This window comes from Terribacillus saccharophilus (assembly GCF_046592595.1).
Lineage (GTDB): Bacteria > Bacillota > Bacilli > Bacillales > Amphibacillaceae > Terribacillus > Terribacillus saccharophilus_C.
The window spans coordinates 1-24,899 of sequence record NZ_JAWVPF010000005.1; the positions used below are offsets into that span (position 1 = coordinate 1).

General features: G+C 45.4%; 28 protein-coding genes and 11 tRNA genes. 3 read left to right on the top strand and 36 right to left on the bottom strand.

Annotated features, from left to right (window positions below; all coding sequences use genetic code 11):
* Positions 1-64 precede the first annotated feature (64 nt).
* The 12 genes from SFC25_RS09165 to SFC25_RS09220 form a co-directional block, all read right to left on the bottom strand.
* A tRNA-Ile gene (locus SFC25_RS09165) sits at positions 65-141 on the bottom strand.
* Positions 142-160: 19 nt separating this feature from the next.
* A tRNA-Gly gene (locus SFC25_RS09170) sits at positions 161-234 on the bottom strand.
* Positions 235-269: 35 nt separating this feature from the next.
* Positions 270-346, bottom strand: a tRNA-Pro gene (locus tag SFC25_RS09175).
* Between the two features lie 11 nt (positions 347-357).
* Positions 358-434 (bottom strand) — tRNA-Arg (locus SFC25_RS09180).
* Positions 435-493: 59 nt separating this feature from the next.
* Positions 494-580 (bottom strand) — tRNA-Leu (locus tag SFC25_RS09185).
* 77 nt (positions 581-657) lie between these two features.
* Positions 658-730: transfer RNA gene (locus SFC25_RS09190), tRNA-Lys, on the bottom strand.
* Positions 731-746: 16 nt separating this feature from the next.
* Positions 747-817, bottom strand: a tRNA-Gln gene (locus SFC25_RS09195).
* Positions 818-822: 5 nt separating this feature from the next.
* Positions 823-899, bottom strand: a tRNA-Asp gene (locus tag SFC25_RS09200).
* 30 nt (positions 900-929) lie between these two features.
* Positions 930-1,001, bottom strand: a tRNA-Glu gene (locus SFC25_RS09205).
* Positions 1,002-1,009: 8 nt separating this feature from the next.
* A tRNA-Ser gene (locus SFC25_RS09210) sits at positions 1,010-1,100 on the bottom strand.
* Positions 1,101-1,102: 2 nt separating this feature from the next.
* Positions 1,103-1,177, bottom strand: a tRNA-Asn gene (locus SFC25_RS09215).
* Between the two features lie 168 nt (positions 1,178-1,345).
* Positions 1,346-1,822, bottom strand: coding sequence for a SprT family protein (locus SFC25_RS09220; protein WP_411214991.1), 477 nt, complete (start codon positions 1,820-1,822; stop codon positions 1,346-1,348).
* An 86-nt stretch (positions 1,823-1,908) separates the two neighbouring features.
* On the opposite strand from SFC25_RS09220, the gene cmpA reads away from it, so the two are divergent.
* Positions 1,909-2,031 carry a cortex morphogenetic protein CmpA gene (cmpA, locus tag SFC25_RS09225; RefSeq protein ID WP_411214992.1) on the top strand — a complete coding sequence of 41 codons (123 nt, stop codon included), beginning with the start codon at positions 1,909-1,911 and terminating at the stop codon, positions 2,029-2,031.
* Positions 2,032-2,081: 50 nt separating this feature from the next.
* Here cmpA and SFC25_RS09230 read toward each other — a convergent pair whose 3' ends face one another.
* From SFC25_RS09230 to acpS, 15 genes are all read right to left on the bottom strand, one after another.
* Positions 2,082-4,244 (bottom strand): Tex family protein, encoded by a 2,163-nt coding sequence (locus SFC25_RS09230; RefSeq protein ID WP_411214993.1) that lies wholly within the window; start codon positions 4,242-4,244, stop codon positions 2,082-2,084.
* 88 nt (positions 4,245-4,332) lie between these two features.
* Positions 4,333-4,929 (bottom strand): SpoIIE family protein phosphatase, encoded by a 597-nt coding sequence (locus SFC25_RS09235; protein ID WP_411214994.1) that lies wholly within the window; start codon positions 4,927-4,929, stop codon positions 4,333-4,335.
* Positions 4,922-5,713 carry an RNA polymerase sigma factor SigB gene (gene sigB, locus SFC25_RS09240; RefSeq protein ID WP_411214995.1) on the bottom strand — a complete coding sequence of 264 codons (792 nt, stop codon included), beginning with the start codon at positions 5,711-5,713 and terminating at the stop codon, positions 4,922-4,924. The genes SFC25_RS09235 and sigB overlap by 8 nt, the downstream gene beginning before the upstream one ends.
* A complete protein-coding gene (gene rsbW, locus SFC25_RS09245) occupies positions 5,685-6,161 on the bottom strand; it encodes an anti-sigma B factor RsbW (protein WP_411214996.1) in 477 nt (158 codons plus the stop codon). The genes sigB and rsbW overlap by 29 nt, the downstream gene beginning before the upstream one ends.
* Before the next feature lie 2 nt (positions 6,162-6,163).
* Positions 6,164-6,493 (bottom strand): anti-sigma factor antagonist, encoded by a 330-nt coding sequence (locus SFC25_RS09250; protein WP_411215313.1) that lies wholly within the window; start codon positions 6,491-6,493, stop codon positions 6,164-6,166.
* A 56-nt stretch (positions 6,494-6,549) separates the two neighbouring features.
* Entirely contained in the window at positions 6,550-7,560 is a 1,011-nt protein-coding gene (locus SFC25_RS09255; protein WP_411214997.1) for a PP2C family protein-serine/threonine phosphatase, read from the bottom strand.
* 16 nt (positions 7,561-7,576) lie between these two features.
* Positions 7,577-7,978 (bottom strand): anti-sigma regulatory factor, encoded by a 402-nt coding sequence (locus tag SFC25_RS09260; RefSeq protein WP_038558144.1) that lies wholly within the window; start codon positions 7,976-7,978, stop codon positions 7,577-7,579.
* Positions 7,979-7,980: 2 nt separating this feature from the next.
* Positions 7,981-8,337, bottom strand: a complete 357-nt coding sequence (locus tag SFC25_RS09265) for an STAS domain-containing protein (RefSeq protein ID WP_038558142.1) — start codon at positions 8,335-8,337, stop codon at positions 7,981-7,983.
* A complete protein-coding gene (locus tag SFC25_RS09270) occupies positions 8,334-9,206 on the bottom strand; it encodes an RsbT co-antagonist protein RsbRA (RefSeq protein ID WP_411215314.1) in 873 nt (290 codons plus the stop codon). Before SFC25_RS09270 ends, SFC25_RS09265 begins: the two co-directional genes overlap by 4 nt.
* Positions 9,207-9,415: 209 nt before the next feature.
* Positions 9,416-9,766 carry a type II toxin-antitoxin system PemK/MazF family toxin gene (locus SFC25_RS09275; protein ID WP_038558138.1) on the bottom strand — a complete coding sequence of 117 codons (351 nt, stop codon included), beginning with the start codon at positions 9,764-9,766 and terminating at the stop codon, positions 9,416-9,418.
* Between the two features lie 4 nt (positions 9,767-9,770).
* Positions 9,771-10,046 carry a hypothetical protein gene (locus SFC25_RS09280; protein ID WP_038558136.1) on the bottom strand — a complete coding sequence of 92 codons (276 nt, stop codon included), beginning with the start codon at positions 10,044-10,046 and terminating at the stop codon, positions 9,771-9,773.
* Positions 10,047-10,201: 155 nt separating this feature from the next.
* On the bottom strand, positions 10,202-11,374 hold the full coding sequence (gene alr, locus SFC25_RS09285; RefSeq protein ID WP_411214998.1) for an alanine racemase: 1,173 nt from the start codon (positions 11,372-11,374) through the stop codon (positions 10,202-10,204).
* 84 nt (positions 11,375-11,458) lie between these two features.
* The gene (locus tag SFC25_RS09290; protein WP_411214999.1) at positions 11,459-12,475 is read right to left on the bottom strand and encodes a LolA family protein; all 1,017 of its coding nucleotides are present in this window, start codon (positions 12,473-12,475) and stop codon (positions 11,459-11,461) included.
* 50 nt (positions 12,476-12,525) lie between these two features.
* Positions 12,526-14,037 (bottom strand): NAD(P)H-hydrate dehydratase, encoded by a 1,512-nt coding sequence (locus SFC25_RS09295; RefSeq protein WP_411215000.1) that lies wholly within the window; start codon positions 14,035-14,037, stop codon positions 12,526-12,528.
* Positions 14,038-14,098: 61 nt separating this feature from the next.
* Positions 14,099-14,464 (bottom strand): holo-ACP synthase, encoded by a 366-nt coding sequence (acpS, locus tag SFC25_RS09300; RefSeq protein WP_411215001.1) that lies wholly within the window; start codon positions 14,462-14,464, stop codon positions 14,099-14,101.
* Positions 14,465-14,619: 155 nt separating this feature from the next.
* Between acpS and SFC25_RS09305 the strand changes: the two genes are divergently transcribed.
* Positions 14,620-15,390 (top strand): rhomboid family intramembrane serine protease, encoded by a 771-nt coding sequence (locus tag SFC25_RS09305; protein WP_411215002.1) that lies wholly within the window; start codon positions 14,620-14,622, stop codon positions 15,388-15,390.
* Between the two features lie 26 nt (positions 15,391-15,416).
* On the opposite strand, the gene SFC25_RS09310 is transcribed toward SFC25_RS09305, so the two are convergent.
* The 6 genes from SFC25_RS09310 to SFC25_RS09335 form a co-directional block, all read right to left on the bottom strand.
* On the bottom strand, positions 15,417-16,859 hold the full coding sequence (locus tag SFC25_RS09310; protein WP_411215003.1) for a PH domain-containing protein: 1,443 nt from the start codon (positions 16,857-16,859) through the stop codon (positions 15,417-15,419).
* Positions 16,852-17,331 (bottom strand): PH domain-containing protein, encoded by a 480-nt coding sequence (locus SFC25_RS09315; protein ID WP_411215004.1) that lies wholly within the window; start codon positions 17,329-17,331, stop codon positions 16,852-16,854. The genes SFC25_RS09310 and SFC25_RS09315 overlap by 8 nt, the downstream gene beginning before the upstream one ends.
* Positions 17,332-17,453: 122 nt before the next feature.
* Positions 17,454-18,950: a degradosome RNA helicase CshA gene (gene cshA / locus SFC25_RS09320; protein ID WP_411215005.1), complete on the bottom strand. Its 1,497-nt coding sequence runs from the start codon at positions 18,948-18,950 to the stop codon at positions 17,454-17,456.
* A 329-nt stretch (positions 18,951-19,279) separates the two neighbouring features.
* Complete coding sequence (locus SFC25_RS09325; protein WP_411215006.1) at positions 19,280-19,972, bottom strand: alpha/beta hydrolase; 693 nt, start codon at positions 19,970-19,972, stop codon at positions 19,280-19,282.
* 26 nt (positions 19,973-19,998) lie between these two features.
* The gene (locus SFC25_RS09330; protein ID WP_411215007.1) at positions 19,999-20,520 is read right to left on the bottom strand and encodes a YppG family protein; all 522 of its coding nucleotides are present in this window, start codon (positions 20,518-20,520) and stop codon (positions 19,999-20,001) included.
* Positions 20,521-20,646: 126 nt separating this feature from the next.
* Positions 20,647-20,904, bottom strand: coding sequence for a glutaredoxin family protein (locus SFC25_RS09335; RefSeq protein WP_411215008.1), 258 nt, complete (start codon positions 20,902-20,904; stop codon positions 20,647-20,649).
* A 193-nt stretch (positions 20,905-21,097) separates the two neighbouring features.
* On the opposite strand from SFC25_RS09335, the gene SFC25_RS09340 reads away from it, so the two are divergent.
* Positions 21,098-21,985: an SDR family oxidoreductase gene (locus tag SFC25_RS09340; protein ID WP_411215009.1), complete on the top strand. Its 888-nt coding sequence runs from the start codon at positions 21,098-21,100 to the stop codon at positions 21,983-21,985.
* A gap of 31 nt (positions 21,986-22,016) precedes the next feature.
* Here the strand turns inward: SFC25_RS09340 and abc-f are convergent, their stop codons facing one another.
* The 3 genes from abc-f to SFC25_RS09355 all read right to left on the bottom strand — a co-directional run bounded on the left by abc-f (position 22,017) and on the right by SFC25_RS09355 (position 24,871).
* The gene (gene abc-f, locus SFC25_RS09345) at positions 22,017-23,639 is read right to left on the bottom strand and encodes a ribosomal protection-like ABC-F family protein (RefSeq protein WP_411215010.1); all 1,623 of its coding nucleotides are present in this window, start codon (positions 23,637-23,639) and stop codon (positions 22,017-22,019) included.
* A gap of 167 nt (positions 23,640-23,806) precedes the next feature.
* Positions 23,807-23,914 carry an RAxF-45 family protein gene (locus SFC25_RS09350; protein ID WP_353615327.1) on the bottom strand — a complete coding sequence of 36 codons (108 nt, stop codon included), beginning with the start codon at positions 23,912-23,914 and terminating at the stop codon, positions 23,807-23,809.
* Positions 23,915-23,977: 63 nt separating this feature from the next.
* Positions 23,978-24,871, bottom strand: a complete 894-nt coding sequence (locus SFC25_RS09355; protein ID WP_411215011.1) for a YegS/Rv2252/BmrU family lipid kinase — start codon at positions 24,869-24,871, stop codon at positions 23,978-23,980.
* Between the last annotated feature and the right edge of the window lie 28 nt (positions 24,872-24,899).

Sequence of the window (24,899 nt, forward strand, 5' to 3'; positions counted from 1 at the left end):
GATCTTGCGATCTTGTCGTTTAATTCGTAATTGGTTGTTTTGTTCAGTTTTCAAAGATCAATAATGGTGGGCCTAAGTGGACTCGAACCACCGACCTCACGCTTATCAGGCGTGCGCTCTAACCAGCTGAGCTATAGGCCCATATCACATTTTGTAATAATGGAGCGGGTGAAGGGAATCGAACCCTCGACATCAGCTTGGAAGGCTGAGGTTTTACCACTAAACTACACCCGCATATTTAAATGTTTATTTCGGTTGGATGGAACTACTGGTCGGGAAGACAGGATTTGAACCTGCGACCCCTTGGTCCCAAACCAAGTGCTCTACCAAGCTGAGCTACTTCCCGAAGAAAATAAATGGCGCGCCCGAGAGGAGTCGAACCCCTAACCTTTTGATCCGTAGTCAAACGCTCTATCCAATTGAGCTACGGGCGCTTATTAAGAACAACTTTTATATTGTATCATTTAACTCATAACTTGTCAACACTTTTTTTTGGTGCGGCCGAGAGGACTTGAACCTCCACGGGTTATTCACCCACTAGGCCCTCAACCTAGCGCGTCTGCCATTCCGCCACGACCGCTTAAAGTCAAAAGAAAAATGCTGTCTGTGTTTCACAGCATCGGCAGATCTATAAGATCATCCTCTACTTTAAACAGATGAGCCATGAAGGACTCGAACCTTCGACCCTCTGATTAAAAGTCAGATGCTCTACCAACTGAGCTAATGGCTCACAACAAAAAAGTAAGCTGGGCTAGCTGGATTCGAACCAACGATCACGGGACCAAAACCCGTTGCCTTACCGCTTGGCTATAGCCCAATAAATGGCGGTCCGGACGGGACTCGAACCCGCGACCTCCTGCGTGACAGGCAGGCATTCTAACCAACTGAACTACCGGACCGAGCCTTTAAAGACTCGTTATGAAAAACGATGACCCGTACGGGATTCGAACCCGTGTTACCGCCGTGAAAGGGCGGTGTCTTAACCGCTTGACCAACGGGCCATTTGAGATGGCGGAGAAGGAGGGATTTGAACCCTCGCGCCGCTTACACGACCTACACCCTTAGCAGGGGCGCCTCTTCAGCCACTTGAGTACTTCTCCATTGGCTCCACAGGCAGGATTCGAACCTGCGACCGATCGGTTAACAGCCGATAGCTCTACCACTGAGCTACTGTGGAATATTGTGTAACACTTGTTAGCGACCTTATGTATCTTACAACATCTTTCGCTATGTGTCAACCACTTTCGTGATTTTTTTTCGTACCGTTCGTCGACGGCTTAATAAATTTATCATGGATTGAGGAACACGTCAACACTTTTCTTGAAAGTTTTTGGTTTTTCTTGTTTTATTGCTCTGCTAACCCTGTACTCCCTAGCTTTTTCAGCTTACCTCTGCATTTACCGCATCCATATTTACGTGTATTCACCGCCTTCCTTCGTCTATACACATGTCCGCATTCCGTGCATTTATAATACAGCAGCTTATTCTCTTTTACAGACGGAAGCATATTGCAAAAGCGTGGTGATTCCGTTTGCCGAAGCAGTTCCCGGAATTCCGGATCACGATGGCCATACCCTTTCCCTTCTATATGAAGATGGTAATGACATAGTTCATGTTTAATGATTCCTATTGTTTCTTCCTGCCCAAGCTCCAGCAAATATTTCGGGTTGATCTCAATGATACGTTTACCCGGCAGATACCTGCCTCCAGTTGTTCGCAGACGATTGTTATATCTCGCTGTATCGACAAATGGCCTATTGAACCATGTAATGGAAATCTCTTCGACGATTTGCTGCAGATTATACATTGTTATTTGTTTCATTACCAGGCACCTCCAGTTTCTATCTTGCATATGATGCTGCAGACATTCATTTTTCCCGACATCCATGGACTGCAGGAGGTAAAAGAATGCCTAATTGGTTGAAGAATCAACTATCACAAGCTTTTCTCACAAAAAACGTAAACCAATTGAGGGTGTTGAATCAATGCTGGTTCTTCTACAAGCAGAAACAGCATTCCAACGGCGGCTAAAGCCCCTGTCCCACAAGGGAAGAGGGGCTTTTTCGCAGTTGAAGTTGTTATTACTTCACCATTGTAAGTGCAATTCGCTGTTTGTCAATATCCACCTTATCTACCCAAACAGTGACTACATCCCCTACGGATGCAATATCCATGGGATGTTTTACAAACTTATTGGACATTTTGGAGATATGGACAAGTCCATCTTGCTTCACACCTATGTCGACGAATACACCGAAATCAACAACATTCCGGACAGTTCCTTGTAATTCCATTCCTTCTTTAAGGTCTTCCATTGCCAGTACATCTTGCTTTAATAATGGCTGATCAAAATCATCACGCGGGTCTCTTCCTGGTTGATTAAGAGCTTGGACAATATCACGGAGCGTAAGATCACCAACACTTAATTCAGCTGCAACCTCAGATATATCAAGCCCTTGAAGCTTCTCTTGCAGCTTAGCCGACCCGATATCCACTACATCCGCACCAAGCCGCTTCAGAAGTTGCTTTGTGGCAGTATAGCTCTCTGGATGGATCGGTGTCCTATCAAGCGGCTCCTCACCGTCCAGGACGCGCAGGAACCCGATACTCTGTTCATATGTCTTGCTGCCAAGCCTAGGAATGGACTTAAGCTGCTTTCGGGAGGTGAATTTGCCAACTTCATTCCGCTGCTTCACGACATTTGCTGCCACTGTCTTACTGAATCCAGATACATATTGCAGCAAGGATTCAGAAGCTGTATTCACATTGACACCTACTTGGTTTACCGCAGTCTCTACGACAAACCCTAAGGAATCATTCAATTTTTTTTGGCCCACATCATGCTGGTATTGACCTACACCGATTGATTTCGGATCGATTTTTACTAATTCTGCTAATGGATCCTGAACTCTGCGGCCGATGGAAATAGCACTGCGTTCTTCCACCTGCAGCTCAGGAAACTCCTTTCTCGCTAATTCTGATGCAGAATACACACTTGCACCTGCTTCATTTACGATTATATAAGCGACGTTGCTTTTCGTCTGCCGAATCACGTCTGCAATGAACTGTTCGGTTTCCCGTGATGCAGTTCCGTTACCAATGGCAATCAGTTCAACATCATACTTATTCAATAATGTCTCTACAACTTTACTAGCTCCTTTGACATCATGACGCGGCGCAGTAGGGTAGATGACGTTTTTTTCGAGCAATTTCCCGGTTTCATCTATCACTGCCAGCTTACAGCCTGTGCGGAAAGCTGGATCCACCCCTAGAACAACTCGCCCTTTCAATGGAGGCTGAAGAAGAAGGTTTTTCAAGTTCTCGGAGAAAATTTTGATTGCCTGCTCCTCTGCTTTCTCAGACAGCATGGAACGAATTTCCCGTTCAACTGATGGCTGGATAAGGCGCTTATAGCTGTCCTCAATAACTGCTTGCAAAGCAGCAGCTACATCAGGAGCGGTCTTATGCTTGATAACTTTCCGTTTCAGATAAGCTAGAATGACATCTGCTGGGGGTTCTACAGTTACCCGCAGTACGCCTTCCTTTTCACCGCGGTTGACAGCTAATGTCCGGTGGGAAGCCATTTGGCGTATCGGTTCCTGATATGCATAGTACATTTCGTAAACGCCTTTTTCGTCGTCTTCTGCCTTCTTCACTTTTGTTAACAGAACACCTTGCTTTTCTGTCTTTTCCCGAATGTAATCCCGGAAAGCGGCTTGCTCGCTTATCCATTCGGCCACTATATCACTTGCACCTTGCAGCACTTCCTCTACTGTATGCAATTCCTTCTCAGGATCCAAATAAGCTTTGGCTTCTTTTTCAAGGTGCTGGATTGTCTGCTCATACAATCCTTTTGCGAAAGGTTCCAGCCCTTTTTCTTTTGCAATCGTAGCTTTGGTGCGACGCTTTTGCTTGTATGGGCGATACAGATCCTCAATACGCTGCAGCTGCATGGCTGCGAGAATATCACGCTTTAGTTCTTCTGTCAGTTTGCCTTGCTCTTCTATCAAACGGATTACTTCTGTCTTCCGCTGATGGAGCTGCTGTGCATAGTCCCATTTATCTTGGATCGCTTTGATTTCCACTTCATCAAGGGCACCAGTCTGCTCTTTGCGGTAACGTGCAATGAACGGTACTGTATTGCCTTCTTCCAGCAGATTGATGACCTGTATGATAGATGATTGCTTGATGGATGTTTCTTTTTCGACCCATTGGATGAGTCTGTCTTGAATAGTTGCTTCCAATTTTGCTCCTCCTGACTGCTTCTATGTCCATTGTAGCAGAATTGCGGACAGATAAAAAAAGGATCAGTACCTATTCAAGGTACCGATCCTATTCCGTGTATTTCATAGCAATCAATGTAATATCATCTTTGTGCGGCTTTTGTTTGGAAAGGGCGAACATATCCCTTATCTTACGTACGTCCTTTTCGTTGAAAAGGTCCTGCGTAAGCTCATTATCGGAAACTCCATCAGAAAACATGACGAAGATCATGTCATCCTGTAAGATTCCTCGAGAAATCTTATATTTCCGGGGATATCCAGCCAAAAAACCTTGGCTTGGGATACATCGTTCCCTTTTACCACTCGTAATCGTCATGATACCGATGTTTCCGATGCTAGTGAAGGAATAGGTGTTTGTCCGGTAATCAACCTTCAGAATACCGAGGACGACTCCGCGTTTCCCGACTAGCACTTCATTTGATCTCCTGATCAATTCATCGATTCCGCTGTGCACATGATCACGAATAACATCTACCACTACCTGTGATGACTCTTTTGCAAACTCCCCGCTTCCAAGTCCATCGGCCAGGACACAGATGAATTCATGTTCCGATTCATGGTAGAAATAACTATCTCCGCAATAATAATTGCCTTTCTTTGGCTCCTGGAACGCCGACACATCCATATGGAGATACGAATCAGTCAAAACCATCTGCACCTTCGGCTTGTAAAGCTTCCCGCAGTTTACGCAAAGCTCTGCGCTGCAAGCGCGATACATGCATCTGGGAAATACCGAGTCTTTCTCCTGTGTCTTTTTGGCTCATATTCTCGAAATATGTGCAGCGAAGGATTTCCTGCTCCCTCTCACTAAGAATCGGCAGGACCTTTTCCAGCAACATTCTGCGGTCGATATCTTCATAGCCATTATCCGTCGAACCTACCAAATCGAGGATCGCTACCGTACTGCCATCGGAGTCTGCTTCGATCTTTCTGTCAACAGACAATGCCTTATAGCTTTTGCCCATTTCCATTGTCTCTAAAATATCCTCTTCGGACACTTCCAGATAAGCAGCAATTTCCGCCACTGTTGGAGACTTCTGATTGTCAGTAGTCAGTTCGTCGATTGCTTTACGGATCTTTGGACCCAGCTCTTTGATCCGGCGCGGCACATGGACACTCCATGTCTTATCCCTTATAAAACGTTTGATTTCTCCGATAATGGTCGGGATGGCAAATGATTCAAAGGACTTGCCGAATTCCGGATTATAACGGCGGATTGCCGCAAGCAAGCCAAGCATACCAACTTGGACCAAATCTTCATGGATGGAACTGTTCTTGGAATATTTTCTCGCTATGGATGTGACGAGATCTTTGTATGTGAGTACGATTTTTTCTTGGATTTCTTCATCTGTGGGATACTTTTGCAGATGATCTATCCATTTATAAACCTCATCCTCACGGTTATTGTGTGGTTGAGATTTGGTCGTCATCAAGTCCCACCTCATTTTCATGAAGGTATTTCGTCATGAGGACGATCACTCCAGAATCGCTATTGATTTCCACTTTGTCCATCAACGCGTCGATCAGGAATAAACCAAAACCGCCCTCCCTCAGCTGTTCAATGGGTTCTGCAGCCTCATATGGTCCAATATTCCGTTTCACTTGATCCAAGTTGAAACTGCCGCCATGATCCGCAACCATCACTTCAAGCCGATTTTCATAAACACCGAAACCAATCGTAACTTCGCCATCTTCGTCTTTTTCATAAGCATGGTTCACAGTGTTTGTTACAGCCTCGGAGATTGCAACCTTCAAATCCTCGATATCCTCATAGGAAAAGCCCATCCGGTTCGCAACACCTGAGCTTGTCAGTCGAATCACACCAACGTATTCTGGTTTAGCCGGTACTTTAATCTCGATAAAATCGAAAGATTCCATAATTAATAGCCACCTTGTACTGTTTTGTCAACATCGATCACATCGATCAAACCTGTAATCTCGAACAAACGGTATACACGGTCCTGCAGCTGTACGAGCTTCAATTCACTGTTGTTTTCTTTTGTCGATTTCAACCCGCTAACGAATACGCCTAATCCGGTACTGTCCATATAATTAACCTGCTCCAGATCAACCTCCACTTTATTGCCCTCTTTCTCAGTAAGGGATAAAAGTGTCTCTTTCAGTTTAGGAGCTGTATACGCATCTATTTCACCAGCTAATAACACAACTGATTTTCCTTCTTTTTCTTGTACGTCAACAGTTAAGTTCATCATGTACCTCCTAAGGGCTAGTTACCATTCCTATGTAATACCCGTTTGTCCTTTTTTTAAACTTCTTTTTTGATAATTATCAATGTAAAATCATCCCGCAGGTGAAAATCCTGGAGTTTCTCGAAATGTTTATACACATTTTCCACCAGCTCCTGTGCAGAGAGATGGGAGAAGCTCTTGATGACCTCAAGCACTTCTTCACTCTCAATGAAACGGTCGCCTTGACGGCACTCTGTCACACCGTCGGTAAGCAGGATGACCATATCGCCTGCTTGGATCTCTCTTTCATACTGACGGTACTGCGCCATATCTGTCACACCAAGAACGACACCTTTTGCCCGAATTTCTTCGAAGGTATCGTCAGCAGCGTGATAATAGAAACCTGGCTCATGTCCGGCTGATGAATAGGAGATGGTGCTGGCCGCCGGATTGAAAAGGGCATAAAACATCGTAATGAACATGCTTGGATCGACATTCCGTTCTACCACCCGATTAAGGCTCTCCAATATTTCACTTGGATTTTTATGTTCGGACGGAAAGCTTTCCATCGCGTATTTGATCATCGACATGCATAATGCTGCCGGGATACCTTTGCCGATTACGTCAGCCACCGTTATGCCAACAGTTCCATCTTCATGGTGAATGAAATGGTGATAGTCACCATTCATCTGATTGGCAGGTACACTCACGACTCCAATATCGAAACCCTCTACATCCGGCTTCTCTGTTGACAGCAACGTATTCTGCATTCTGGCAGCTACGGAGATTTCTGATTTGATTTCCAGCTGTGTTTCGCGAAGATCCTGGAATTCCTGTAACGCCAAACCGTAGGAAATCATTACTTCCAACAAGAAGCTCATCGAATGCTGAATGTTCTCCGGAAGATCCGGATAGATATCTTCCAGCGCATTGATATGCGTGTTGATGATCTCCTCCAGCGAGATATTATGCTGGATGGAGCGTTTACTTATCTGCTCTGCCTCGTATAAGGCAGACTCGTCTTGTGTGTTGATGTATTGTTTGAGCAGCTCACGATAGTGAGACAGATCTAGCTTAAGCGCATCCACCTGACATCACCCTCCTCTAACGAACCCATTTAACGACGCGAATCTCTGTTCCTTCGCCTGTCTTTGACGTAATATCGAATTCATCCATCAAGCGTTTTACACCAGGAAGACCTGCGCCAAGACCTCCGGATGTGGAGAAACCATCCTCCATTACCTGACTGATATCTTTTATACCGGGACCTGTATCGATAGCAACAATGCAAATTCCGCGCGAACCGACGTTTTCCACCTCATCGAAGCAGATTTTACCGCTTCCTGCATACAGGTAGATATTGCGCGCAAGTTCGGATATAGCAGTAGCTATACGGGCTTGGTCAACAATCCCGAAGCCAAGCTTCTTCGAAAAGTCGCGGCCGAATTGCCTTGCACCGACAATGTCCCATTCTTTCTGTATATTTACACAGGTTCTGAAGTCCATGTTCACTCCTCCAGTTCCTGGCGCAATTTGATCAATCCTTGTTCAAGATCTAATGCCGTGGTTACCTCATTCAAATGAATGCCCAAATCAATAAGTGTCACTGCTACTGCTGGCTGAATGCCGGTCAGTACAACTTTTGCCCCCATCAAGTCGGACATCGTTACTACATCGCCTAGTACCTTGGCAATGAAGGAGTCAATGATATCAACAGAAGTCAAGTCGATGACTACCCCTGTCGCTCCGCTTTGATGAATTTTGTTGAGCAGATCTTCCTGGAATTGAATGGCAGTCTGATCATCAAGATCAATCTGGATGCTGATCAGCAAGTAATTATGCAGCTTCAATATTGGAATTCTCAAGATTGTTCACTCCTATCAAGCGAATCGATCAGCTCTTCTATAGTCTGTTCTTCGCTGTTTGTTTGTACGATCATTTGATTCGTCATTTCAAGAGCAGTTGTAAATCCTTTTCGCAGAGAGCTTTTTGTCGGGAACTTGCTGAGATCTATCCCCAGATTCACGATTGTCTGGGCTATCTCTGGTCTGATACCGACGAGGATACAGGTAGAACCGATCAACCTCACTGCTTCAGCTGCCTGTATAATATGATGTGCGACCATCGTATCCACGACTGGCACCCCGGTAATATCGATCAGCACGACCTCCGCATGGTGTTTGATTACCCCATCAAGTAAGTTCTCCATGATGAATTTGGCACGCTCGGTGTCAATGGTTCCAATCAGCGGCATAACCGTAATATTTTCCATAACAGGAATCAACGGTGCAGATAGCTCCTGCAGTGCGACACGCTGAAGTGAAACCGTATTTTCCCAGCTGCCGGAATACTCATTCACAAGCTGGTTGATTATTGGATTGACAAGCTCGTCCACATGCCGCAGAACCTTTGGTACAGATACATCCAATTCTTCATGTTCGATCAGAAACTCAATTGCGACACGTTTAAAAAGCTGCAGACCATCCGTCAGATAGCTGAGCGGCCAACCTAAGTTAATTACGCGTTCTGTGAAGCGATCCAAATCAGAAGTCAAACTCTCCTTTTCGACACTGCCGAAAATGATATTGACGAATTCCCGATTGGTGTTTTCGAAAAGATCCTGTGAAATAGCGGAATTTGACACTTCCTTCTGCTTCTCTGCGACTTCCTCAAGCCACATATGAACCAAATCGTTACTATTTCCAACCAGTATCTCCTTCAGATTTTTTGCCATCATGAAACCCCCGTATTGTAACGTTCACCTTGTCAAAGGCTGAATTTGCTGCAGTCATATGTTCAAGGTCACTTTTATCTACTATTAATCTAACACCAATACGCCTGCCTTTCCAATATGGCGACTTCTTCTTAGTATATACCAAATTCCCGCAGGACTGAAATCAAAATAAAAAGCCCCTACGTTTAAAACGCAAGGACTATCTGTACCTAGAACTCTGTAAGGCCCAGGCTTATTTCAAGTGCTCGATTTATATTCTCCATCATTGGAGGGTCAAGCTGTGTAATTTTATCTGTCAGCCGCTGCTTGTCGATTGTTCGGATCTGTTCCAGAAGAATGACGGAATCCCGTTCAAAGCCATACTTCTTGGCATCGATCTCCACGTGGGTCGGCAGCTTTGCTTTTTGGATCTGTGCCGTTATCGCTGCTATGATGACGGTCGGACTGAATCGGTTTCCGATATCATTCTGCAGGACCAATACCGGGCGCACGCCCCCCTGTTCTGATCCCACTACCGGGGACAGGTCGGCGAAATAGACTTCGCCTCTTTTTACGATCAAGGGCCTACACCCCGCTTACAAGGCGCTCTAACGTAACTTCTGCCTCCTCTTCAGCTTGGAAAGCTTCTGAAGCGATATTTAGATTGATACGTGCCATTTCCATGTACCCCTTTTGCATGGTCTCACGGATATTCTTTCTTTCCTGCACGTATGACTTAGCCGCTTGATAGAAGAAATGATCGAGACTATTGTTATTATTCTGCATCAAACCATCCACCTCATTCAGGAGTTTCTTAGGCAGCTTTACAACGATTTCTTGTAAGCCTTCGGACACAACCATACACCTCCACCAATTCGCTCGGGTCGTTTCTGTAAAAATCCACTTTCATCATACCACCCGAACCTTATGTTTGCAAAGGACCATCCGGAACTTTTTGATAAAAAAAGCCTTTTTCAAACAAAAAGCTTAGGAGAAAGGCGACTTTCTGCCGAAAATTACAAGCTTTCGCCAGGAGAAAGCGAGTTGGCAGCTTCGACAATCTCACCGGAGCGTGTATAGACGCGCGGCATTCGTGCACCGATAAGGCAAGGGATCTCATAATTGATGGTGTCAACCCAGTCTGCCACTTCATCCATACTGATAAAAGCTTCCTTCTGCGAACCGATGAGAACAACTTCCGTACCAATTGGATATGCTTTATCCAGCTTCACCATGCATTGATCCATGCAGACCCTGCCTACAATCGGAAGTTTCCTACCATCCACAAGCACCTCGAACCCTTGCATCTTGCGGATCCATCCATCTGCATAACCGATTGGCAGTGTGCCGATCCACTCGGGTTTTTCTGTTTCATAGGTTGCGCCGTAACTCACCGCTTCATGCGCTTCAAGCTGTTTTACGTGTACAAGTTTGCTGTGCAGGGAAAACGCTTGACGCAATGCTATCGGATGCTCTTCTTTGACAGTCTTTGACGGATAAAGTCCATACATGCCGATGCCGAAACGGACAAAATCCGACTCATCCGCTGCAAAACGCATACTGGCTGCACTATTGTCTGTGTGGACAATCACTGGATGCTGCCATTCCTCACGCAGAGATTTGAACAGCTCATCGAATTTGCTTCGCTGTCCTTCGAAATATGTTAAATCAGCTTCGTCTGCTGTTGCGAAATGTGTATAGACACCTTCCAGAATTAGAGAGGGAGCGTCAAGTAATGGCAATACAGAACGAATTTCGTCCACTGTCCGAAAACCTAGTCTTCCCATCCCCGTATCAAGCTTCATATGCAGCTGCAGCGGCTTGCGGAATTGCTGGGCACTCACTTCCTCCAGCCAATCCTTGCGGAAGAAAGTGAGCGATATATCATGATCTGCAGCGATTGCTGCATCTTGAGCACGTGTTGCCCCGAGCACAAGGATCGCTGCCTGTATACCTGCTTTGCGCAAATGAAGCGCCTCATCCAGAAAAGCAACCGCCAGTGCTGATGCTCCAGCGTCCAATGCAGCCTGCGCGACTTGGGCATATCCATGTCCGTATGCATTCGCTTTGACAACCGCATAGATTCCTTTGTCTTCCCCGATATGCGCTGCCAGTTGCTTTATATTATATTCAACATGATCGAGATTTATTTCCACCCAAGAATCCCGATAAAAATGGTCGACCCTCATATGTATTCATCTCCTACAATTTTTACCTCCGTCTATTATAACAGGAAAACAAAAAAGCAGACTCGGTTCGTCTGCTTCTGTTCCTCATTTCATTGCCTGTCCATTGATAGAGGCAGCTACTTCCTGGATTTCTTCCCGTGTCAATTCCTCACTGGCCAGCATATAATCGACTCCATTGTTTGTCCATGTCAGGGTGGAAGAGGTAATGGCTCCTACCGTGAAACCAAGACTGATTGGTTCTCCGCTAGCCGGTATCGCCGCAGCAGCTGCAGCCTCTGACACATCCGCTTTCTCCTGGATCAATGTAAAGCTCTTTTCTCCTTCATATGTCAGGATAACCCGTTCCGTCCCATCGGCACTGACTTCTTTCTCTTCAGCAAGAGCTGCCCCTGCTGTCTCGGTTGGATACAAAACAGTCAACCCCTGTTGTTCATTCGGTGCTGCAGAAGCTGGTACACCGGATAATGATCCTGTCATATTGTTCTCTAATTCAAAATCCTTTTCTCCAAACTTCGGATCAAGCTTGAATGCGGAAAAGGCTACTTCAACCATTGGCTTTTTATCTTTATCCAATACTTTTACCAGCTCAGGTGTATATGTTTTCTTGTTGAAATAGATTTCCTGATAAGGCAGCGTTGTATTATTCTGATATGTTGTTTTCGTTTGGAATACATAATGCTCTTCTGTTGATTCGAAAGTGGCATTATTATCCTTCAAAACATCCTGCACAAGCGATTGGAACAAATAAGGCTGACTGCTGTTATAAGGCCATTCGCTTTGGAATTTGAAGCTTTTCTTCAAAGCAGGTGTAAGAACAAATACGCCATCTTTATTGCGCAGAATCACCTGACTGCCCTGCTCATCTGTGTCATTTTTCAATAAAACCCGGTAATGATCGTCTTTCTGGTACCACACATCAATTCCGTAGGCTTGCTGTTCTTCTCCTGTGTTCAGCTTCATAGTGGCTTCGGCCTTGTAGCCTTGCAGCTCAGCTGATGTCTCTTCCAGCTTCTTTACTACATCTTCCTGAGAGGCCTCGCTGCAGCCGGCTAATAAGAATAAAAAGGCAGCAAAGACAATCAAACCAGCAAATTTTTTCATGGTCACACTCCTTTGTCAGCTATAAAGCGAACAAAGAGAACATGTCTCCGTCAAACGGAAATGTTACGAAAGACCTTGGCCAGCCCTCTCATAAGATCAGTTGCCAGCAGATCCTGCTGTGAATGTGTTTCGTCGACCAATACATCGGCTGCTTTCCCATGGACGTAAACTCCGTTTGCAATTGCATCCATCGGATCTTCGTGCTGCATGAGCATTGACAGAAGAATACCGGAAAGTACATCTCCACTCCCGCCCTTGCCTAAACCCGGATTGCCAGTCGTATTGACAATCTGGCTGCCATCAGGAGCGGTAATGATCGTGTATGCCCCTTTCAGCACGAGATGAACCTGGTGCACAATTGCAAATTTCCGTGCGAGCTCGAATGGTCGTTCCAACAGTTCTGGCACTTTCATATCCAATAGCATGGCCATTTCTCCAGGATGCGGTGTCAAAACTGTCGGAGCTTGTCTGTTCCGAAGGATATCCAGGTCGGATTTGATGTGATAGAGACCATCGGCATCTAAAAGGACAGGAACTTCAGCTTCTTCCAGCACCCGCTTCGTCAAGGCTGCAGTTGCTTCGCCTCTCCCCATTCCCATGCCAACGACAATCGCATCATAAGCACTTACATCCAGGTCTTCCGTATCGACTATAACGCCATTCTCCTCAGGCAAAGAAGTGAATGTCGCTTCTGCCAAGTGAGACAATACAGATGGAATGACCTGGCGCAAGGTGCCAACAGTAAGAAGACCTGCTCCTGCCCTGAGAGCTGCCATGCTGGACATCGTAACTGATCCCGGCATTTCGATTCCTCCCCCGATGAGGAATCCTTTGCCATTTGTCCCTTTATGAGAAAAAGGCTGACGGATCGGGAATGACCGCTTCACGTCCTGTTCCGTCCATGTTCGGGCACCGGCTTGTCTGCCTAAATAGGCAGCTGGCAGGCCAATGGATACAGTATCCCATTTTCCGTAGGAAGGTGCTGTCTTCTGGATGAAGGCGCTTGGTTTCGGCGCTTCGATGATGAAGGTGTAGTCAGCTTGAATTGCTCCCTCAAATTCTGCGGCATCATCTGCCGGCACACCGGAAGGCAAATCAATGCTAAAAACAAGCGCATTGCTGTCATTGACAGCCTTTACAGTCTCCGTGTAGGGACTGCGCAGCTTTCCGCGAACACCTAAGCCCAGCATCGCATCCACAACGATATCCGCTTTAGCCAATGCTGGCTGGAAAGCGTCTGCTTCCACATCCATCACTTCACCGCCAAGCCGGTCGTAAACTTGCTGATGCATTGCTGCATCAGCTGTCAAGTTGCGCCCAACTTGGACAGCAGCCACATCATATCCTTCATTCAGAAGCGTCCTGGCTACTACATATCCATCGCCGCCATTATTGCCAGAGCCACAGAGGACTAGTATTCGGTCCGTGGTTCCGATCAGCGGTTTCATCCGTTCTGCAATGGCTCGTCCAGCGGATTCCATTAAAATGCTGCCGCTGATTCCTATTTCCTCCATTGCATAACGATCCACTTCGTACATTTCCTTTGCGGTGACAATATACACGCTGTTCCCTCCTACCCGCACTACAATTTATGAGACAGGCTCAAATTATATGCAAACAAGTCTATTTATTCTGTGTGATAATCACTTGCGCAGCAGCGTACGCATCCGAATGGGTAATCGATAAGAAAACCTGCTCTCCCTCAGCCTGATCGTTAGCTGACAGTACTGGAGCACCTGCTTCATTCGGCATAATTTCGATATCATGAAAACCTAATTTCCCCAAACCGGTTCCTCTTGCTTTTGCGTAGGCTTCCTTTGCAGCAAAACGCCCGGCAGCAAACTCCACTTTCCTTTTATCGGATGATAGTGAATGATAATGCGTTTGTTCTGATTTTGTCAGGATCCTGCCCAGGATTCGCTCACTATGCACGATCGCTTTTTCAATTCTTGTCAATTCGGTAATATCTAAACCGATACCCTTAATCATGATAGTACAACCCACCATCCTTCTTAATTCTCTACCGAGTATTGTACCCTATATGTATAAAAGCAGGGGGGAAAGTTATAAGATGTTATGACAAGCAATTTGCATTGGTTTACGCTATGCTGATAGCTAAAAGAAGGTATGAAGGAGGGATTGGATTGTTCCGCAGAAATGAAAGTTTTAAAGAGTATTTATATGCTTATCCTGTCATCAGCTTAATCGTAGCAGTCAATCTGCTGCTTTGGATCATAACTGGACTTTTCCCGACCGAATACGGGAGCAGCCTCTATCAATTAGGAGCAGGTGTGAATCTCTTCATCTCAGCCGGAGAATACTGGCGGCTGGTCACACCCATTTTCCTGCACGCACCCGGGAGCATCTCACATGTTTTATTCAATTGCTTCTCTCTGGTAATATTCGGACCCGCACTCGAGCAAATGCTGGGGAAACGGAAGTTCATCCTATTTTACTTGCTGACGGGTATTATTGGAAACGCTGTTACGTATGTACTGGATCCTTACAGTTTTGTCAGTCATATAGGGGCATCGGGTGCTATCTATGGACTGTTTGGAATCTATCTGTTCATGGTTTATTTCCGCAAGCACTTGATAGATCCCGGAAATGCGCAATTGATTGTCATCATCTTCATTGTCGGTATCATCATGTCCTTGTTTACAGCAAATATAAACCTTACAGCGCATCTGGCTGGAGCTGTTGGAGGGTTTGTTCTGGCTCCGATCTTCCTTATAAAAGCAAAGCCTTTCTCCATTTATCGAAACAAACGTCCTCGCCAGCGTGATGTTGATGTAGGCTTTGATACAGACAGATGGAAAAAACGTCCATATGGAAAACGCACCAACAAGAAGGTTGTCTTATGGATCATCATCGCTGTTTTAGTGCTTATCGGCATCTACGATTATATGAATTGAACCGCACAAATGTTGTGCGGTTCTTTTTACATTCGGAAGGAATACCAGTCGGAGACGTCCTTTGCATCTTGTTCCTCAAGATGCTTCACTTTGAACCTGCTTCCCATGGTTCCGCCTGATGCAACAGCGATTTTCAATGTCCCCAGGTTTTTTTTCGATTGGAAGTAATGCTGTGATCCGTAGAAAGCTTGCACCTTTTTACGATTCACGTGGACAGTGACACGTGTCAGCTCCCGGTAACGCATTGTGAGCAGATCTGTCGTCCAGGAAACGCCAGCATCCAGGTAGCTTAAGCTACTGAATACAATAGTCAGTACGACGAGCGGAAGCGCTAATAGTCCGTACCCGCCGAAATAGTAAATAAGCACTCCAGTAATTAAGACGCTGATAATGGAAGGCAGAAACAGATAACGGAGCAACGCCCGTTTCGGGGGCTTCCTATAGCTCGGCTGCACTGTAAATTCAGGCAGCAGCTCATCCAGAAAGCCCGCGAGCTCAGATTTTTTCAACAGCGGGAACAGGACAGTCGAAAAGCTGTTTTTGTCTGTATCAGCTGCTCCACCAGCAATTTCTGCGCTCACTGCAAGTAACCCAAACGGCTGGCGAAAGATGTTTTCTTCTATTTTCAGTGCTTGGACTCGGTGCAGCGGTATGGTCATTTCCCTTTTTTCCAGCAGACCTCTTCGTATAAAAAGCTCATTTCCTTGCTTGCTTATTTCAAAGAAGCAATATTTTAATATGGTTCCGACCATGGCTACCATCCACGTCAACGCCAAGCTGCCAATCACAAAAATAATAGATAAAAGCAAGCTCTGCTGTAAAAGCCAATCATAAACAAAAGAATAAATATTGATATTGACTACTTCATCCGCTTGCTGCGTTATTGCAAAAAGAAAACCAAAAATGACACCAGTCCCGCCTGAAGTAGCAGCAGCAGCTAACAAACGTCGGAAACTGAGCCGGTAGCTGGTACGCTCTTCTCGTATCGGAGCATTCTCCGTATCTCCCTGCAAAGCACTAGTCTCTTTTCTTTTTACAAACTGCTGTATCTCCTCAGCTTCCAGCTTCGAGATGGCCGGGATCATTCCCTCAGCCTCTTTTCCGCCGCCTGCTGTCTGCACTTCCAGCTTGACCAGTCCAAAAAGTCTGTGAAGGATATTGGCACTTGTATTTACGGAATGGATACGATGACGGGATATATAACGTTTTTTCCTTATAAAGACCCCAGATTCGATTCGAAGTTCATCTTCCTCCATTCGATACGTGAACCGATACCAATATAAAAATCCAAACAGACCGCTCACTATTAAAATAACTCCAATAAGTGCAAAAGGACTCCACCAAAACATCTTCGTCATATCCCGCAATAATGCTATAAAAGCGATGGCAAGTGGAACGATGGCATCTTTAATGAGCTTCAGCATCCGGAGGACGATACTGATTGGATGCATCCTTTTTTGTTCAGACATCTTCTTCCTCCACACGAGCAAGTATTCCGATCCGGTCACGCAGCTCCAAAGCTTCCTCCAAAGCAAGTGCTGGTATATTGTGTGTCGTTGCAGCTGTAGATACAGAGACCGTGGCCAAGCCAAATTTTTTCAATACTGGTCCTTGCTCTGTATCGACATGCTGTACACGGATCATCGGTACAATTGTCTGTGTGATAATGAAAATACCGCTTTGTATGTATATCTCCTGCTCAAACACTTCATAACGCCATCTTCTCCATCGCAGTGCAGGAAGCAGCCAGATAAAGAAAAGCAAGCAAGCGGCGATGACAGACCAAGCAATATAAATGATAGCATCCGGAATCGACCAAGTATCCCAGAAATACGTCAGCACCCCTGCTGCAATGACTGGAAGCAGCATATACAGGCTGGCATTGATTCGCCAAACCTTTTTTGCATCGACTGCAATTCTGTTGCGTGGCTGCGACTTCATGCTCTCCACCCTCTTTCCAGTTTTACCATACGATTGGACTAGGAATTTGTTTCATTTAGAAAGAAAAAAGAGCCTTGGGATACCACATAAAAAAAGACACCTTTACAGGTGTCTTTTACAGATTAGTTATCGTTATTGCGTTTGCCGCGGTAGCCGCCGCCTCCGCCGCTGTTGCGTTTACCTTGACCTTGGTAGTTACGGCCGCGTGAGTTGCTGTTACGGCCATAGCCTCCGCGTCTGTCATTACCGCCACGGGAACCGCCGCGATATTTCTTTTTGTCCTTGAAGTTGCCTTTTACGCTGATTGGAGCAATGGATGTAATACGAACCGGTGTATTACGACGCTCTTTAGTCAGCATTTTCAGAGCAGCTGCAACAACTGTTTCAGCGCCAAACTGGTTGATCAGTTCGTTTGCTTTTTCGTTGTATGCTTTTAGATCTTTGTTTTCGATCGTACGCATCATTTTATCGATAGCGATCTGCTGCTGTCCTTGTGCAGCTTCATCGTTTGTCGGAGCATCTTTACGTGCAATCTTGCTCTTCGTTGTTTTTTCGATCAAGTGCAGATGAGAAATCTCTCTTGGCGTGATAAAGGAGACAGCTCGTCCAGTTTTACCAGCACGGCCTGTACGACCAATACGGTGCACATAGCTTTCCGGATCCTGCGGGATATCGAAGTTATATACATGTGTTACGTTAGAGATATCAAGCCCACGTGCAGCAACGTCTGTCGCTACCAAAATTTCTACTCGGCCATTTTTGAATTTGTTCAACACGGACATACGCTTGCCTTGTGTAAGATCGCCATGAATACCTTCTGCGCGGAAACCGCGAGCCTGCAAGCCTTCTGTCACTTCATCAACACGTTTTTTCGTTCTGCCGAAAATGATAGCCAATGTTGGCTCATCGATATCAAGCAAGTTGGAAAGTGTATCGAATTTCTGTCTTTCCTGAACTTCGATGTAAGACTGATCGATATTCGTTACAGTCATTTCTTTTGCTTTTACTTTAACTTCTGTAGGGTCTTTCATCAATTTCGTACCGATATCACGGATTTCCTTTGGCATTGTCGCACTGAATAGCAATGTCTGACGCTCTTCAGGGATAGATGAAAGGATTTCACGGATATCATCGATGAAGCCCATGTTAAGCATTTCATCCGCTTCGTCCAATACAGCAGTGTGTACATTGCTGATATTGATCGTTTTACGACGGATATGGTCAAGCAGGCGGCCTGGAGTCGCTACAACGATATGCGGGCCTTCTTTTAATGAACGGATCTGACGGTCCATATGCTGACCGCCGTATACTGGAAGTGTACGGATTCCTTTGAATTGACCAAGACGGTGAAGCTCTTCCCCTACCTGGATAGCAAGCTCGCGAGTCGGGGCAATAACCAAACCTTGGATCTGGCGTTTAGAGCGATCGATCTTGTTGATCATCGGGATACCGAAGGCAGCAGTTTTACCAGTACCAGTCTGCGCTTGACCTAGTACGTCTTTACCTTCTAGGGCGAATGGAATTGTTTCAGCTTGGATCGGTGTAGCTTCTTCAAATCCCATTTTATTTAATGCTTTTAAAATTGGTTCCGAAATACCTAATGAACTAAATGTTGTCAATTTCTTATTACTCCTTTATATAAAAAAAGTCTCACTGATGAAGCACGGCAGTTATACACAATAAAAAAGCCTTCCTCCACGCTTGGGAAGAGGCCTTAAGCAAGCATTCATTGGATTTAATTATAGTAACACACTATTTGTCCGAATTCTACCTATATCTATGATTACACGTATATCTACGTGTATTATTTATCATAAAAGCCCTTCCAAATGTCTAACACTATCTTTGGAAATTGTTATATTATTTTCAAGCAGCAATGATGCCGGCTTTCACAGCTTTGGTTCTATTTTCTCCCCCAGAGTGGATCTTAAACCCCCGCGGGTGAAAATTAAGCCTCCAAAAGGAATTCTTCCACTTGCGTACAAATCTGGTCTATATCCGGACCAAGGCATAGGAGATGCTTCGATTCGTCAAAAAGAACCATCTTTTGCTTCTCTGAACCGAGATGCTTATGCAAAAAATTGACCGTGCGGTGCGGCACCATGCTGTCTTGAATTCCCTGCACGATGAATACTGGGCAGGAGACAGCAGGCAATGCTTTTTTCGTGTAGTCCACACATTTTTTGAATTCCCAGAAGGCACGGAACGGGATTCTCCCTTTTTTGTCTTCCCGGAGCTTGGTGAAATCGTCCAAAACATCACCGCTCAATTGCTTTTTCATGTTCTGCCACGCCTCAATCGTCAGCAGCTTCCAGTTCAGATATTTACCTGATGCTGATAACAGCACAAGCTTGTCAGCACCGTATTTGGCTGCCAAATGAGAAGCGATCATCCCGCCCATCGAAAATCCAATTACGTAGATCTGGGAACATTCTTGTGCAAGCCGCTCATACGCTTCTTCACAAGCCTTTATCCATTCCCGGTGCCCGACCCCGCGAAGAGACAGCTCTTCTGCCTTCCCATGACCTGGCAAAGCGACCATTTCGACTTTCCATTCCGTATGATTCATTAAATGCTCAGTTAAGGGCTCCACCTCGTACGTGCCGCCGGTGAAGCCATGGATGCACAATATTCCTGTCATTCGATCATCTTCGCTTTCTTTATTTTTTATCTCAGTATCTTCAAAAAAGAACCGAGTGATTTTACGATTGGGGAAACCTGCTGAACCGTCGATGCCATCTGCCCTACAGTCGACATCATCTTATTGATATCCATTTGCCCATTCTTATCCTGAAAATAAGTTGCCAGCCCTTTTGTCAGCTGCGCTTGCTGCTTTGGCTGCTGGATATTCGTTGGCTGGGCATATGCATGCCAATATGGTGCAAGCGGCGGTTTTTTGAAATACTCATACGGTGTAACTTGCTGCGGCGGCTGCGCTTGCTGCTGCCATCCTCCCCACTGGGTGAAGTACTCAGGAGGATATGGATTATAGGTATAAGGATCGGTCTGTCTATTAGTATCACCAACATTTTCGTTTGCTTGCATCCATGCATGATCATATCCCATACTATCATATTGCCCGATAGGCTCAGTTTGATAAACAGGCTCATAATAATAACGCTGCCGGCCATCGCTCATCTGTTGTTGCTGCACATGGGAGCGTGGCTCTGCCGTATTATAATAATACATCTCCACACACCTTTCCTATTTCTCCTATAGCGTATGTTAGGCGAAGGAAGGGCGTTATACTTAACCAAAAATAAAAAGAAAGCAAAAACCACTCTAGATGATTTTTGCCCAATAGATAAACTCGATTCACGCTGAATGCATCCTGCTGACTAATCCGAGCACCTGCTGAAGCTTGCTTTTCTGAAAACCGTGCACCTTTTCTCCATTGATCAGGACAAGCGGAGTGCTGTATACGGAATGTGCTTGCATTTCTTTCAAAACAGCGGGTGCATTTGTGATATTTTTGACATTGTAAGAAATATTCCACTTATCGAGCTGATTTGTCACTTGCTCGCATTGTTTGCAATTATCACTGATGTATACTTCCACATTACGATGTCTCATTCTGCATTCTCCTTTTGTCTTTACTCAATGTGTTATACCAAAATTTACCCTCACTCCTAGTACTTAAAACCTATTTCCATCAAATTCAATGCTTCTAATTCTGCAACCCTTTACATTACAAAAATGCAGTTTGAGTTCTTGCATACGTGGTATTCAATAGCATATACACGAAATGAAAAGGAGCTGTCTCAACATGCCTAAAGATCCAAAAACACAATACTTCCATGATACGTATCCGAAACAATATCAGGATCCTCCCGGCCTGCAAAAGGAAATGGATCCAAAGCCTGATTGCGGTGAAGAAAGCTACAAAGGATCCGGAAAATTAACTGGACGGAAAGCACTCGTAACAGGGGGAGACTCTGGCATCGGCCGTGCAGCTGCTATCGCATATGCAAGAGAGGGCGCCGATGTAGCTATCAACTACCTTCCGGATGAGCAGCCTGATGCTGAAGAAGTGAAAGAACTGATCGAGGCAGAAGGAAGAAAGGCTGTACTTATTCCTGGAGATCTCCGAAACGAAAGATTCAACTATAAGCTAGTCGAAGAAGCAGTTGAACAACTAGGCGGTTTGGATATCCTGGCACTTGTCGCTGGCAAGCAGCAGGCTGTCGAGGACATTGCAGATTTGACTACAGAACAGCTGAAAGCAACATTCGAAACGAATGTCTATCCGCTTTATTGGCTGACGAAAGCTGCTCTTCCGCATCTGCCAGCAGGATCTTCCATTATTACAACGACATCCGTGGAAGGCTTTAATCCTTCTCCAATGTTATTGGATTATGCGGCTACGAAAAGCACGATCATCGGCTTCACAAAAGGCCTGGCGAAACAGATTGCCGATAAAGGTATCCGTGTGAACTCTGTCGCACCGGGGCCAATTTGGACACCATTGCAAATTTCCGGCGGACAACCTCAGGAAAACATTCCTGAATTCGGCTCCAATACACCGCCAACACCTGCTGGTCGTGCAGGACAGCCAGTTGAGCTTTCCAGTGTGTATGTGTTCCTTGCATCTGAGGAATCCAGCTATGTAAGTGCGCAAGTATACAGCATCACTGGTGGTATTCCGACAGCATAAAGTAAAGCTGCGAGCATAAGCTCGCAGCTTTTTATTGTTTCACTGCTTTCCACCGATCTTTTGTCTCTTCATAATTTCCTGCATAACGATGCAGCACTCCATTCTCCAAGTATGCAGTCTGATCAAAACAAGAATTCAGAAGATGTCGATCATGGCTGATACCAAGCACGGTTCCATCGAATCGTCCCAGTGCCTCCTCCAGCACTTCCCTTGATTCCAGATCCAAATGGTTTGTTGGTTCATCCAAGATGAGCAAATTGATGCCCTGATGCATGAAAATAGCCAGTTTCAGCCGCATCCTTTCTCCCCCGCTCAGCCGCCCAATCGGCTGGAAAACTGCATAGCCATAGAACATGAAGGCTGCCAGCATATGTCTTGCATCCGCTTCTGTTACCGAGATAACTGTTCGGAAATAATCAATCATCCGCATAGCTGGATCCGCATCCTCCAATGGATGCTGCGGCAGATAGCCCACCTGTACTCCACTTCCTACTTTGACAATTCCGCTGTCAGCAGTTAAGCTGCCAAGAACAATTTTGATCAATGTCGACTTGCCGCTTCCGTTGTCTCCTACGATTGCGAGCCTTTCCTTATAACGCATATGAAGCATGATATCCTGCAGCACGCATCTTTCACCGAAGCTCTTGCTGATTGATTCCAATCGGATGACATCCTCACCGCTGCGTTCATCCGCAGCAAGCTTAAGCTTCATTTTAGCTGGATCAATATTCGGTCTGGACAGCTTCTCCATCCGTTCCAATGCGCGTTCCATATTACGTGCGCGTTTATGCAACCCCTCATTCGGCGGATTCGCTTGATTAGCCCAAAGTTTCAGCCGCTTGATTGTTTCTTTCATTTTCTTGATTTTCTTCTGCTGTTCCTTGTATGCTTCGAATTCCTGCAACAGCTTCGCTTCCTTTTGCTTCAAATAAGAGGTGAAATTGCCGGTATAAACCGTAACCTCCCCATCCTCCAAATCGGCAATACGGGATACAGTAGCATCCAGGAAATACTTATCATGCGAAATGACACATACAGCTCCCCCGTAATTTACCAGGAAGTTTTCCAGCCATTCAATGGCGGATAAATCAAGATGGTTTGTCGGCTCATCCAACAGCAGCAAATCTGGCTGCTGCAGGAGAACATATGCCAAGCCAACCTTTGTTTTCTCACCGCCGCTCAATCTGGCAAAAGGTTCCTCCAGCAGATGTGCAATATGCAAGCCATTTGCAGTACGGGCGATATTTGCATCCATCTCATAACCGCCTGCTTCTGCAAATGCAGTCTGCACTTCCCCGTAAGCTTCTAAAGCTTTTTCCATTTTCTCCGGATCCAACATTTGCTTCTCTAATTTCTGCATTCTCTCCTGCAAGACTGCAAGTGCATCGAATGCACGCATCAAGTACTGTTTCACAGTCCCCTCATGCCCTACTGGTATTTGCTCCAAGTAGCCAATTTTCGCTTGCTTGCGTATAAACACTTGCCCATCATCACATAATTCCGTACCGGTAATCAGTTTAAAAATTGTTGATTTACCACTGCCGTTCCGACCTACCAAACCCAGCTTCTCTCCTGGTTTCAGCTCCAGGTTAAGCTTTTCAAACAATATATTACCGCCCATGATTTTCTTGACTTCCTTCAATGTTATTAACATGTCATCCGCTCCTTTTTACTATAAAAAAAGCCAGACAGCAAGACTGTCTGACTCTGACTTATGAGAAATAAGGGTACAAAAAAACCACACGCAGGGTGTGGTTCTCTGGAACGCCTTTTATTTTCAATCGTGTCGTAGAGAAATAGATCCTGCACATTATCCATTATTCAGTTGGTAAAAAAGGGCATACGTATCCCGTTACCAACAAAACCATGAATAATCGCGCGGCGATGCAATAGATTTTGATCGGCTTCACGCGAAAGTGTGTGCAACATCTGATTCCCCTCCTTTTCATAGTAGATATTTCCAGTATAGAGGTTGCGAAGCAAATTGTCAAACTATTCTCCAATTATCATATCAAGATGTCCTGGCAGGATTTTCACCTCACCAGATGTTTCCCGATAAACTTCCCCATCCATATCAATAGGTTTGCCAGCAGGAGACAAAAAGCGGATTTTTTCTGCATCTCGGATGTCTACTTCAGTCAAATCAGACAGAATCGTTTTATCTTGCTTGATTTGGAGTAGTTCTTTAAAGCTGGTTAAATTGGAATTTTTCACGAATATAACATGCAGCTTACCATCGTCCGGCCTTATATTCGATCCCGCAAACTCCCTTGTACCGATGAACCGTCCGTTCATCACTAAGATCATAACTGCTTCTCCGTTCAGTTTCTCTCCATCAATCTCTATTTCGTATGAAAATGGCTCTGCCTGATTGACTGTTCTTAATGTACTAATAAAATAGGAAAGCACCCCTAAGCGGGCTTTTTGATCTTCATCGATGTTATTCGATGCATCCGCGATCAGTCCGACTCCCCAGAAATTCAAGAAGTAAGAATCCTCATATTGGCCAATGTCTATCGAAGCGGCCTTTCCGTCAGCGATTGCTGCAGCTGCCTTTCCTAAATTCTGCGGCAGACCTAACATTCGGCTGAAGTCATTGCACGTACCACCAGGAATGATTGCAACTGTCGGGCGCTTCGGCAAGGGAGAAATCGCATTGATTACTTGATGGATGGTACCGTCACCACCGTGTATGATCAATAAATCAATGTTCCCTGCAACCTCCCGGCTGCAGCTCACCAACTCCTCCAGATCCTTTGTTTGGATGACCTCCAGCTGTTTGATCGATGCCGCAAGCTTTGGCAATGTTTGTCCCAGTTCCCGTTCCATGAGGGCATTGTCCATGTTTCCATTTACTACATATACAGCACGTTCGAAAGTTTGCATCGTTCTCCTCTCCTTCCCTATTATCGTT

Bases quoted from the DNA above. Each gene is read 5' to 3' on its own strand.
- SFC25_RS09220 (WP_411214991.1), bottom strand. From the start codon at position 1,822: ATGAAACAAATAACAATGTATAATCTGCAGCAAATCGTCGAAGAGATT.
- cmpA (WP_411214992.1), top strand. From the start codon at position 1,909: ATGCCTAATTGGTTGAAGAATCAACTATCACAAGCTTTTCTCACAAAA.
- sigB (WP_411214995.1), bottom strand. From the start codon at position 5,713: ATGACGACCAAATCTCAACCACACAATAACCGTGAGGATGAGGTTTAT.
- rsbW (WP_411214996.1), bottom strand. From the start codon at position 6,161: ATGGAATCTTTCGATTTTATCGAGATTAAAGTACCGGCTAAACCAGAA.
- SFC25_RS09250 (WP_411215313.1), bottom strand. From the start codon at position 6,493: ATGAACTTAACTGTTGACGTACAAGAAAAAGAAGGAAAATCAGTTGTG.
- SFC25_RS09260 (WP_038558144.1), bottom strand. From the start codon at position 7,978: ATGGACTTCAGAACCTGTGTAAATATACAGAAAGAATGGGACATTGTC.
- SFC25_RS09270 (WP_411215314.1), bottom strand. From the start codon at position 9,206: ATGGCAAAAAATCTGAAGGAGATACTGGTTGGAAATAGTAACGATTTG.
- SFC25_RS09280 (WP_038558136.1), bottom strand. From the start codon at position 10,046: ATGGTTGTGTCCGAAGGCTTACAAGAAATCGTTGTAAAGCTGCCTAAG.
- alr (WP_411214998.1), bottom strand. From the start codon at position 11,374: ATGAGGGTCGACCATTTTTATCGGGATTCTTGGGTGGAAATAAATCTC.
- SFC25_RS09290 (WP_411214999.1), bottom strand. From the start codon at position 12,475: ATGAAAAAATTTGCTGGTTTGATTGTCTTTGCTGCCTTTTTATTCTTA.
- acpS (WP_411215001.1), bottom strand. From the start codon at position 14,464: ATGATTAAGGGTATCGGTTTAGATATTACCGAATTGACAAGAATTGAA.
- SFC25_RS09310 (WP_411215003.1), bottom strand. From the start codon at position 16,859: ATGTCTGAACAAAAAAGGATGCATCCAATCAGTATCGTCCTCCGGATG.
- SFC25_RS09315 (WP_411215004.1), bottom strand. From the start codon at position 17,331: ATGAAGTCGCAGCCACGCAACAGAATTGCAGTCGATGCAAAAAAGGTT.
- SFC25_RS09325 (WP_411215006.1), bottom strand. From the start codon at position 19,972: ATGACAGGAATATTGTGCATCCATGGCTTCACCGGCGGCACGTACGAG.
- SFC25_RS09330 (WP_411215007.1), bottom strand. From the start codon at position 20,520: ATGTATTATTATAATACGGCAGAGCCACGCTCCCATGTGCAGCAACAA.
- SFC25_RS09335 (WP_411215008.1), bottom strand. From the start codon at position 20,904: ATGAGACATCGTAATGTGGAAGTATACATCAGTGATAATTGCAAACAA.
- SFC25_RS09340 (WP_411215009.1), top strand. From the start codon at position 21,098: ATGCCTAAAGATCCAAAAACACAATACTTCCATGATACGTATCCGAAA.
- abc-f (WP_411215010.1), bottom strand. From the start codon at position 23,639: ATGTTAATAACATTGAAGGAAGTCAAGAAAATCATGGGCGGTAATATA.
- SFC25_RS09350 (WP_353615327.1), bottom strand. From the start codon at position 23,914: ATGTTGCACACACTTTCGCGTGAAGCCGATCAAAATCTATTGCATCGC.
- SFC25_RS09355 (WP_411215011.1), bottom strand. From the start codon at position 24,871: ATGCAAACTTTCGAACGTGCTGTATATGTAGTAAATGGAAACATGGAC.